Origin of the sequence: uncultured Christiangramia sp., assembly GCF_913046405.1 — a bacterium.
GTDB lineage: Bacteria > Bacteroidota > Bacteroidia > Flavobacteriales > Flavobacteriaceae > Christiangramia > Christiangramia marina.
Window position 1 is genome coordinate 1 of the sequence record NZ_CAJWRQ010000092.1, and the last position, 11,326, is coordinate 11,326.

8 protein-coding genes are annotated in these 11,326 nt (G+C 39.6%); 4 read left to right on the top strand and 4 right to left on the bottom strand.

Annotation, left to right across the window (positions count from 1 at the left end; genetic code table 11):
• Positions 1–266 precede the first annotated feature (266 nt).
• On the bottom strand, positions 267–1,844 hold the full coding sequence (locus QZ620_RS11350; RefSeq protein WP_295181690.1) for an NAD(P)/FAD-dependent oxidoreductase: 1,578 nt from the start codon (positions 1,842–1,844) through the stop codon (positions 267–269).
• Between the two features lie 107 nt (positions 1,845–1,951).
• Between QZ620_RS11350 and QZ620_RS11355 the strand changes: the two genes are divergently transcribed.
• A complete protein-coding gene (locus QZ620_RS11355) occupies positions 1,952–2,386 on the top strand; it encodes a retropepsin-like aspartic protease (protein ID WP_295181692.1) in 435 nt (144 codons plus the stop codon).
• A gap of 239 nt (positions 2,387–2,625) precedes the next feature.
• Here QZ620_RS11355 and odhB read toward each other — a convergent pair whose 3' ends face one another.
• From odhB to QZ620_RS11370, 3 genes are all read right to left on the bottom strand, one after another.
• Positions 2,626–3,918 carry a 2-oxoglutarate dehydrogenase complex dihydrolipoyllysine-residue succinyltransferase gene (gene odhB / locus QZ620_RS11360; RefSeq protein WP_295181693.1) on the bottom strand — a complete coding sequence of 431 codons (1,293 nt, stop codon included), beginning with the start codon at positions 3,916–3,918 and terminating at the stop codon, positions 2,626–2,628.
• 48 nt (positions 3,919–3,966) lie between these two features.
• The gene (locus QZ620_RS11365) at positions 3,967–6,738 is read right to left on the bottom strand and encodes a 2-oxoglutarate dehydrogenase E1 component (protein WP_295181695.1); all 2,772 of its coding nucleotides are present in this window, start codon (positions 6,736–6,738) and stop codon (positions 3,967–3,969) included.
• Between the two features lie 187 nt (positions 6,739–6,925).
• Positions 6,926–7,900 (bottom strand): polyprenyl synthetase family protein, encoded by a 975-nt coding sequence (locus QZ620_RS11370; RefSeq protein WP_295181697.1) that lies wholly within the window; start codon positions 7,898–7,900, stop codon positions 6,926–6,928.
• A gap of 57 nt (positions 7,901–7,957) precedes the next feature.
• Here QZ620_RS11370 and QZ620_RS11375 point away from each other — a divergent pair, with 57 nt between their 5' ends.
• From QZ620_RS11375 to QZ620_RS11385, 3 genes are read left to right on the top strand one after another with little or no spacing between them, the layout of a single operon-like run.
• Complete coding sequence (locus QZ620_RS11375; RefSeq protein WP_366935460.1) at positions 7,958–8,644, top strand: TetR/AcrR family transcriptional regulator; 687 nt, start codon at positions 7,958–7,960, stop codon at positions 8,642–8,644.
• The gene (locus tag QZ620_RS11380; RefSeq protein WP_295181699.1) at positions 8,634–10,067 is read left to right on the top strand and encodes a TolC family protein; all 1,434 of its coding nucleotides are present in this window, start codon (positions 8,634–8,636) and stop codon (positions 10,065–10,067) included. The genes QZ620_RS11375 and QZ620_RS11380 overlap by 11 nt, the downstream gene beginning before the upstream one ends.
• A gap of 15 nt (positions 10,068–10,082) precedes the next feature.
• Complete coding sequence (locus QZ620_RS11385) at positions 10,083–11,249, top strand: efflux RND transporter periplasmic adaptor subunit (RefSeq protein WP_295181701.1); 1,167 nt, start codon at positions 10,083–10,085, stop codon at positions 11,247–11,249.
• Positions 11,250–11,326: the final 77 nt, after the last annotated feature.

Sequence of the window (11,326 nt, forward strand, 5' to 3'; positions counted from 1 at the left end):
GAAAAGTATCCTATAAGATCTAAAGGAATTTACCTGTGTTATGGTGAGGTGGTTTCCAATCTTGGATATATCTCCATTAGCATCAAAAAGCTCTCCAGACAGGTTACGCAAACCGATCCAAGACTCGTGGGAACTAATTTTAAGTTTGCAGTTTAGAAATGTAGTAGAAACTGTTATATTCCTAATGAGCCGCAATCTAATATACTTCCGAAATAGAATGAAATTGAAATTTCAGAACGGTAAAATCTGATAAAAACTGCAAGTAATTAATTGCTATCGCCTGCCTGCGTTGCTTCATACTTCTTCGAAATAGCATCTACACAGTTGATTCCGTCGATAGCTGCGGAAATGATTCCGCCGGCATATCCAGCTCCTTCTCCACAGGGATAAAATCCTTTTACTTCTACATGTTCCAAAGTTTCCGGGTCACGCGGAATTAGAATTGGGGAAGAAGTCCTGCTTTCCGGTGCATGTAAAACGGCTTCGTTCGTATAATAACCTTTCAGCTTTTTTCCGAATTTCAGAAAAGCTTTCCGAAGTCTTTTAGCAATTAGATCGGGTAACACTTTATTAAGATCAACGCTTACTATTCCAGGCTGGTAAGAAGTTTTCGGAAAATCTGAAGACACTCTTCCTTCTACAAAATCCTTCATGCGCTGCGCTGGAACCTGCTGAGTTCTGCCAGCCGCTTCCCAGCAGTTTCTTTCCACCATTTTCTGAAAGTCAAGACAAACAAATGGATCATTTTCTTTATAACCCGGTAGATCTGTAGGTTCTATACTTACCACTATTCCTGAATTGGAATATGGATTATTTCGCTTGCTTGGACTCCAGCCATTGGTAACCACTTCTTCCTGTTCTGTAGCACACGGAGCAATAATACCTCCCGGACACATACAGAAAGAATACACCCCAAGTCCGTCTACCTGTTCTACCAGGCTATACGAAGCTGGTGGTAGATAAGGGTTTTCATCATCCCCGTGATACTGAATATGATCAATCAGTTTTTGCTGATGCTCAATTCGAACTCCCAGCGCGAAAGGCTTGGCTTCGATCTTTATATTTCGTTCATGCAACAGGTGAAAAATATCTCTGGCTGAATGTCCCGTTGCCAGAATTACCTCATCAAAATGTAACCACTTCTCTTTATTGATCTCAATGGCCGTTATCTTGTCACTCTCTAACTTTAGATCGGTTAGTTTAGAGTTAAAATGTACTTCTCCTCCAGCATCCACGATCGCTTCCCGCATAGCGGTGATAATCTTAGGTAATTTATTCGTTCCAATATGCGGATGCGCATCCACAAGAATATCAGGATCTGCTCCAAATTCCACGAACCACTCCAGAGCTTTCAATACGTTACCTCGTTTTTTTGAGCGTGTATATAATTTCCCGTCTGAGTACGTACCAGCACCACCTTCTCCAAAACAGTAATTAGATTCCGGGTTTACGGTTTGTTCCTTATTAATCTTCGCAAGGTCATGTCTTCTGGCTCTTACATCTTTCCCGCGTTCAAAAACCACAGGTTTCAATCCCGCTTCCACTGCTCTTAGTGCTGCATACAACCCGGCAGGACCAGCACCAATAATTGCTATTTCCTTTGCTTTGGAAACATCCTGAAGGGATAAAGCTGATCTTGTACCTCTTTCTTCACCGTGTTTCCATATCTCAATCTGCAGATTAAGTTTCACCGGTTTTTTCCGGGCATCTATAGAACGCTTTCTAATTCTCCAGTCTCCGATATCATCTTTCCTGATATTTGATTTCTTAATTGCCCTGTTAAGAAGCAGATGATGATCTTCAAGTTCCCGGGGTAAGGCTGTTATTTGAACGAGTGTGCTCATAGACCCCAAAGATAGTATGTATTTTTTCTAAAACTGAATTTAAGTAGGGATTGAAAGTCCCTGAGTTTCCCGCTATATTCAGGAATCATATATTTGCAGAAAAAAGAATGTCTTTAAAAGAGTTGCTTCAGGAAAAAGGATACCATCGTATCAAATTAAAATACACCAAAACCAATCATTTCGAACTAAAAGCGAAGATCAATGATATTGAAGGTAATTTTATACTGGACACCGGCGCTTCCAGCACTTGTGTGGGTATAGATGCGATCGAACATTTTGATCTACTTTCAGAAGATAGCGATATTAAAGCGGCTGGTGCAGGAGCTACCAACATGTTAACCCAGGTTTCAGCAAAAAACATTGTACAGATTGGAGACTGGAAAAAGAAAAAGATCGACCTGGTACTTTTCGACCTTAAACACGTCAATGAGGCGCTTGAAAATCATAAAGCTGAGAAGGTACAGGGAATTATAGGAGCTGATATTCTGAAAAAAGGTAAAGCAGTTATTGATTACAAAGGCAAGGCCTTATTTCTCAAATAAGGGGAAAAACACCCTTTTTCTGAAAGCGATATCGCTCTATATTTGAAGTAATCTAACCAATAATTTTTACGTTATTAAACTTCGAATATCTTCACAACTGGTCTTTTACATTATGACAATTTTAGTTGTTGCAGTACTGGCCTTGAATATATTCAGGTTGTTAGTTTTGTTCTAATTTCGTTAAAGTAAAAAGGGTACGCTATCGCGTACCCTTTTTTTATTTCTACCGGAGATTGTTACTACAATTCCAGTGATCTCTTAATATCTCCATCCATTAATAGTTCTTCAGGATTTTCCAGTGCTTCTTTGACGGCTACAAGGAATCCAACAGATTCTTTACCATCAATAATTCTGTGGTCATAAGACAATGCTACATACATAATTGGTCTAATTTCGACATGACCATCTATTGCAACAGGCCTTTCCACAATATTATGCATACCAAGAATAGCCGATTGTGGAGGATTGATAATTGGAGTTGATAACATAGATCCAAATACTCCACCATTAGTAATGGTAAAAGTACCTCCGGTCATTTCATCCACAGTGATCTTTCCATCTCTGGCTTTGATCGCAAGTCTTTTCACTTCAGATTCGACCCCTCTAAAACTAAGATTTTCAGCATTTCTAATTACAGGTACTGTAAGTCCTTTAGGACCAGAAACTGCAATACTAATATCTTTAAAATCGTAGCTTACCTGGTAATCTCCATCTATCATAGAGTTTACTGCAGGATATTCATCCAGCGCACGGATCACTGCTAGTGTAAAGAATGACATAAAGCCAAGACTCACCCCATGCTTCTCCTTAAATTCCTCTTTATATTTCTTTCTTAGCGCAAAAATTGGAGACATATCTACCTCGTTAAAAGTAGTCAGCATCGCCGTATCGTTCTTCGCACTTACCAGACGTTCCGCAAGTTTTCTACGGAACATTGACATTTTCTTACGCTCTTCTCCTCTGGCTCCTGTTCCAGGAGTTCCCATAGAAGCTTTTGCCTCAACCGCATCTTCCTTAGTTACACGACCATCTCTTCCAGAACCCATTACATCTTTGCTATCAATTCCCTTTTCATCCAGAATTTTTCTAGCTGCTGGTGAAGGAGTTCCAGTTGCATAAGTATCATCCTGCTTCTGGCTTGGAGTACTTGATTTTGAAGGTTCTTCAGTTTTAGCAGCTGCCTTATCACTGTCTTTCTTATCTTCTGTACTTTCCTGACGCTCCTTTTCTTCAGCTTCAGCAGACTTTTCGTCTTTACTTTCACTATCCCCTTTGTCATCACTACCAGGCTTTGCAGCATCGGTATCGATTAGACAAACTACCTCTCCAACTCCTACGACATCTCCTTCTTCAGCTTTCAAAGTAATAATTCCACTAGCTTCTGCAGGAAGTTCCAGCGTTGCTTTGTCACTATCCACTTCGGCTACTGCTTGATCTTTTTCAACGTAATCACCATCTTCGACTAACCACTGAGCTATTTCAACTTCAGTAATCGATTCGCCGGGTGAAGGAACTTTCATTTCTAAGGCCATGATTGTAATTTATTTTGGTTCCTGAAATCAGGAAATTGGTTCTTATTATTAATCTTCTTTTAAATCTTTGTCGAATACGCTGGCGATCACTTTTTCATGACGCTTCTTAAATCTTACCGAGCTACCTGCAGCAGGTGCACCGTAGAATTTACGACTACATACTCTAAACTGTCTTGCTTCTTCGAAATGCAGCAACATATGTCCATATGCTCCCATGTTTCTAGGCTCTTCCTGTGCCCAGACCACATCTTCAGCATTCTTATACTTGCTCATCATTTCTTTCATGATACTTACCGGTAGTGGGAATAACTGTTCGATTCTCACAAGGGCAACATCATCACGATCATTCTCTTCCTTGAAGTTCAGCAGGTCATAGTAAAACTTACCAGTACAGAATACCAGGCTTTTTACTGAATCTGCTTTTGCGTCTGGATCATCAAGAACTGGCTGGAATGAACCATTCGCAAATTCTTCTTTTGTAGAAATTACTTTAGAATGACGCAGTAAGCTTTTTGGTGTAAAAATGATCAGCGGTTTTCTGAATTTCGCCTTCATTTGCTTCCGAAGCATATGGAACATGTTCGCAGGAGTCGTAATATCTGCCACGTACATGTTATCCTTTGCACAAAGCTGAAGGAATCTTTCCATTCTACCTGAAGAGTGCTCTGCTCCCTGCCCTTCGTAACCGTGAGGTAGTAACATTACCAAACCATTTTGAAGTTTCCATTTGTCTTCCGCAGCAGAAATATACTGATCGATCATGATCTGTGCACCATTCACAAAATCTCCAAATTGTGCTTCCCAGATCGTTAGTGTTGTTGGGCTTGCCATGGCGTAACCATAATCAAAACCAACTACTCCGTATTCTGATAACAGGGAATTATAGATAAAGAAATCTCCATCCCTGTCCTCTATATTGTTATGAAGAATAATCTCTTCCTCACTATCTTCAACTTTAACTACCGCGTGACGGTGTGAAAACGTACCACGCTCTACATCCTGCCCGGTAATTCTAATATTATAACCTTCGGTCATTAGAGATCCATAAGCCAAATGCTCGGCCATGGACCAGTCCAGCTTATTATCTTCGAAGTACATTTGCTTTCGCCCATCGATGATCTTCTGGATCTTTCTCATGAACTTCTTACCTTCCGGTAATTCTGAAACTGCCGTGGCAACCTTATCAAGTTTTTCAAGATCGAAAGTTGTATCAACTTCTTTCATCATCTCGTCTTCCTGAACATTCTCGAAACCTTCCCATTCATCCTGCATAAATGGAGTAATGCGGGTGGTTTCTTCTTTTCTTGAATCCTCAAGTTTCTCTTCGAGAGAAGCTTTGTAGTCTTCTTCTAACTTTTTAAGATAGTTATCGTCGATTACACCACTCTCCTTTAGCTTTTCAGCATAAATATCTCTGGCATTCTCGTGTTTAGATATTGCTTTATATAGTTTTGGCTGAGTAAAACGTGGTTCATCACCTTCGTTATGACCATACTTTCTATAACCCAGTAAATCTATGAATACATCCCTTTTAAACTTCATTCTGAAGTCTAAAGCGAATAATATCGAGTGTACTACTGCCTCTGCATCATCGGCATTTACATGTAAAATTGGTGAAAGAGTTACTTTCCCCACATCTGTACAATAGGTTGAACTTCTCGCATCGAGGTAATTTGTAGTAAAACCAATCTGGTTATTTACTACGATATGTATGGTTCCACCTGTCTGGTAACCTTCGAGATTAGCCATCTGTACCAGTTCGTACACAAGTCCCTGACCTGCAATTGCAGCATCACCATGAACCAGGATCGGTAAAATTTTGGAGTTATCTCCGTTGTATCTACGATCCATTTTTGCTCTCGAAATTCCTTCTACCACCGCGCCAACGGTTTCTAAGTGAGAAGGATTTGGAGCTATATTAATATTGATATCTTTTCCACTATCTGTAGTGCGACAGGATGTCCAGCCCAGGTGATATTTTACATCACCATCGAATATATCCTGTTCGTAATCTTTTCCATCAAACTCACTAAAGATATCCTTTGCGTTCTTTCCGAAGATATTGGTAAGGGTATTCAAACGACCACGGTGAGCCATTCCCATTACAAAATCTTCCACACCAAATTCCGCAGCTTTTTCGATAAGCGCGTCCAATGCCGGAATCAAACTTTCTCCACCTTCCAGTGAAAATCGTTTCTGTCCAACATATTTAGTATGTAAAAAGGATTCAAAAGAGACTGCTTCGTTAAGCTTCCTCAGGATCTGCTTCTTGCGGGTGGCATCAAAATCGGGATGGTTATCGTTTACATTTAAACGATTCTGGATCCATTCGATCTCTTCAGGTTTACGAATATACATATACTCGATTCCGATAGAGTCACAATACACCATTTCCAGGTGCTTGATGATCTCTTCCAGGCTTGAAGGTCCAATCCCGAGAATATCACCTGCATTAAAAGTAGTCTGCAGATCTTTTTTCTCAAGTCCGAAATTCTCTATATCAAGAGTTGGAACATATTTTCTACGTTCTCTTACAGGGTTTGTTTTGGTGAATAAATGACCTCTGGTACGATAGCCGTCAATTAATCGAATTACCTGAAATTCTTTAACTACGTGTGTCGGTATCTCACCTTCTGAAAAATCTACAGGAGCTTCATCCAATACATCTTCAGAAACGCCATCTTGTTGCATTCCAAAGTCAAATCCTTGAAAAAAAGCCCTCCAACTGGGCTCTACACTATCAGGATATTTTAAATATTGATCGTAAAGTTCTGCGAAGTATGCAGTATGAGCGGCATTTAGAAATGAAAATTTTTCCATAAAATTGAAACAACAGTTTCTTTTGTTCTTAAAAACATTAGCAAAAATACAATATTTAAAAAAAACAGCTTGCAGGCATTATGATAATTCTCTATGAGATTATAAGAATTTTAACACCCTCTGATATTCAATAATTTGGGAAGTAGATCTCTGAGTAAATTGCAGGAAATATATCTTATAACCTGACTTATACCTGTCTCTCCATAAGCATTTTACCAAAACTCCTCAAGGGTTTTTTCTTCTCTTCAGGCATATCTATCCTGTCCAGAACCTCGAAAGCCATGTCTGTGTACTTCTCGATTTCCTTTCTGGTAAGTTCTGCTGCACCACTGCTTTCAAATAGATTTTTGACTGCTTCGATCTTTCCGGTATTTTCCATAGGACTAATGGAATATAGGTGCTCCAGTTGCCTGGCTTCACCGGGACTTGCCAGTTCAAGACTTTTTAAATAGAGAAATGTCTTTTTGTTTTCAATGATGTCACCACCAGGTTGCTTTCCAAAAGTAGCAGGATCCCCAAAAGCATCCAGGTAATCATCCTGAAGCTGAAAAGCAATACCAAGTAATCTTCCGTATTGATAGATCGCCGACTTACAAGCAGCCGAAGTTTCAGCTACAATAGCACCCATTTGCAATGAAGCTCCAACCAGAACTGCAGTTTTGTATTCGATCATCAAAAGGTAATCCTCGATACTCACGTTATCACGGGTTTCAAAATCTATATCGTACTGCTGACCTTCACAAACTTCAATAGCTGTTTTGGTAAATAGTTTTGAAAGCTCTTTGAACACATCTCCATCATAGTTTTCGAATAATTGGTATGCATTGATAAGCATCGCATCTCCGGAAAGGATTCCCGTGTTGATATCCCACTTTTCATGCACCGTTTTCTTACCTCTTCGAATGGGTGCATCGTCCATAATATCATCATGAACAAGAGAAAAATTATGAAAAACCTCTATGGCCAGGGCGGCATCTAGGGCTTTTTTATGATTGCAGTCAAAAATTTCAGCTGCCATTAGAACAAGGACAGGTCTTAAACGTTTACCTCCCTGCTCTAAAATATAAACCATTGGTTCGTAAAGATTTACCGGCTCCTTGACCTGTATCTTTTGATGAAGATAATCGACGATGGCCTCTCGGTATTCCGCAATGGTAAGCATGTGTTAAAATTTTTGCGCTAAAATACCATAATTGAACCTATTTCAAATTTTAAGCGAATGTTAAATAAACGTAAACCGAAGAAACCTTTTTTGTTTCTAAAGTTTCCTAGACTTACTTTTGCACCAAATTTACAGGAAGTGAGGGAGAAAATTTTAAATAGTGCCGCAGAGATGTTTCTATCCTATGGTTTCAAAAGTGTAACCATGGATGACATTGCGGAAAGTATCGGGATCTCTAAGAAGACCATTTACGCACATTTTTCTACTAAAAATAAGCTGGTAGCAGCTGCAGGTTTACAGGTGATCCAGACGATGGGTTGCGGGATTGGCGCCATTCAGGATAAAAATCAGAATCCGATTAAGGAAAATTACGAGATCAAACATTATGTCGCGCAGAATTTAAAAGGAGAAAAGACCTCTCCTCATTTTCAGCTTCAGAAATATTACCCGAAAGTCTATGAGAGTCTTAAGGACAAGCAGTATGAACTTTTAGAAACCTGCATGCAGGATAATCTTAACCGAGGAATTGAAAGTGGTTATTATCGTAAAGATATTGATGTAGATTTTATTTGCCGTATACATTTTGTGGGTTTTATGGGGATCAAGGATACAGATCTCTTCGCTCCTGAAAAGTATTCGCAGCCGGCATTGATGGATCATTTTCTGGAATATCACCTGCGTGCAATCTGTACCACAAAAGGATTAAAAACTTTAGAAGATTTAATTGAGTTAAATGAAAAGTAGAATAACAATTTTAATTATGCTGGTCTTGAGCCTGCAAAGTTTCTCGCAGCAGGATACGATCCAGACCTATCAGTTTTCTCTTATGGAAGCTATAGAATTTGGACTGGAAAATAATTACCAGTCACAAATAGCTCAAAAGGATGTGGAAATTGCTCTTCAGCAAAAATGGGAGATTATCGCCCAGGGTTTGCCGCAAATTAGTGCTGGAATAGATTACCAGAACTTCCTGAAACAACCGGTCACCTTGCTTCCGGCAAGTGCTTTCGATAATACTCAAAGCACAGTGAACATCGTCGAGCAATATTTCGATAATGTGAACAGGAATGATGTCCCTGTAAATTCTCCGGAAGGATTTATACCGGTGCAGTTTGGAACTCAGCAAAGCGTAAACGCTACAGCAACCTGGAACCAGTTAATTTTCGATGGCTCCTATATAGTAGGAATTCAATCTGTAAAAACGCTGCTTCAAATTTCCAAAAATGCCAAGACCAAAACAGATCTTGAGATCAAGAAAGGTATTATCAATGCCTACGGAAATGTTTTACTGGCGGAAGAAAGTGTTGAGATCTTTGAGAAAAATCTCGAAAATGTTGAGAAGAATTTTAATGATACCCAAAAGATATTCGAAAACGGTCTAACAGAACAGGAGGATGTGGAGCAATTGGAAATCACCAAGCTGAACCTTGAAAATGATCTCGCCAGAAGCAGGAGAATGCTGGATATCGCCTACGATATGCTAAACATAAGCCTTGGAATTCCGGTGGAGAAAAATGTAGTAGCGACCGATGATCTAAATGAACTGGCGCTTAAATATTTTGATCTTTCCTTATTATCTGAGACAATTCCGGTAGAAGAAAATATCGATTATCGTATCGCTAAAAATACAGCAGAAGCCGCAGAGATCCAGGTAAAACTTCAGCAGGCGAAAGCGCTTCCTACTTTAAGTGCCTTTGTGAATTACGGCTACCAGGGCTTTAGTGATGAGTTTACTTTCCTTAATGGCAACCAGGAGTATTTTGGACAGTCCATTTTAGGAGTGAGTTTAAACATACCAATTTTCAGCAGCGGAATGCGAAGTGCGAAAACTCAGCAGCGAAAACTTGAGTATGAGCAGGCAATGCTTGATCTGGAACAAACCGAAAGCCAGGTAAAAAGTGATATCAATAGTGCTAAAAGTGAATATCAATTTAGCCTAGATAATTATAAGAACGCTACTAAAAATCTCGAACTATCTGAAAGAATCGAAAACAAGAACCAGATCAAGTTCTTCGAAGGGATCGCCAGTAGTTTCGAGCTTAGTGAAGCGCAACGACAGTTATATACTGCACAGCAAAATTATTTACAAGCGATGTTACAGGTGATCACTGCTAAAGTGGAACTGGAAAACCTGTTAGACACCCGTACTTATACATCAGAAAATTAGAAACAACTTCAGAAAATGAGAAAACTAGTATATATTTTATCGTTCAGTACTTTGCTAGCTGCCTGTGGTGGTGGTTCAGAAAAATCTACGGAAGAAATCCTGGAAAGCAATGATATAGAAACTATTCAGAAGAAAAGAGATGAGCTTATTGCTCAACAGTCTGAGCTGGAAACTGAAATTAAAAAACTTAATTCCAGACTGAAGGAGATCAACCCAGAGAGAAATATTCCCCTGGTAACTTCCTTTGCTGTGGAAGCTGAACATTTCGATCATTTCCTTGAATTACAGGGAAGCGTGGAGACAAGAAAAAATGTGGTTTTGAACGCTGAAATGGGCGGAATTCTACAGAAAATCTATGTAGAAGAAGGTCAGAAAGTTTCAAAAGGACAGACTCTGGCGAAGATAGATGATGGTGGGTTGAGTCAGCAACTCGCTCAAATGGAAATTCAGCTAGACCTTGCCAAGACTACTTTTGAAAGACAGAAGCGTCTCTGGGAGCAGCAAATTGGTAGCGAAATTGAATATTTACAGGCAAAATCCAATTATGAAGGACAGGTAAACGCTGTTAAGCAAATGAAGAGTCAGCTTTCAAAATCTGTTGTAAGCGCACCTTTTTCAGGAACTATCGATGAGATTATTACCGAGCAGGGAAATGTGGTTTCACCCGGCCAGACGCAAATTCTAAGGATCGTAAATCTTGACGATATGTATATCAAGACAGATGTGCCAGAGAACTATATTACCAACGTAACCCAGGGAAAGCCGGTAGAAGTGACCTTCCCGGTGCTTGGAAAAACTGTGGATACCAAGGTAAAGCAAGTAGGTAGTTATATTAATCCTAATAACCGAACTTTTACTGCCGAGATCGATGTGCCAAACAAGGAGAAAGAGATCAAACCAAACCTTACTGCAAGAGTAAAGATTAACGATTACACCAGTGAAAACGCCATTCTGGTCCCACAGAACATTCTTTCTGAAAATGCTGATGGAGAACAATATTTATATGTTTTAGATGAGGTGGAAGGTGAAAAAGCAGTCGCTAAAAGAGTAATCGTAAAAACCGGAAAATCTCAGGGAGATTCTATTGAAGTATTGGAAGGCCTGAAAGATGGTGACCTGATCATCGAAGATGGTGCACGTAGTGTAAAAGAGGGACAAACCGTCAAAATCATGAATTACTAAGCAATTATGGCGAAAGAAAAAAACAATCTGGACAAGGAGTTTGCGCTCTCGTCCTGGGCAATAAAGAACAAAACCAC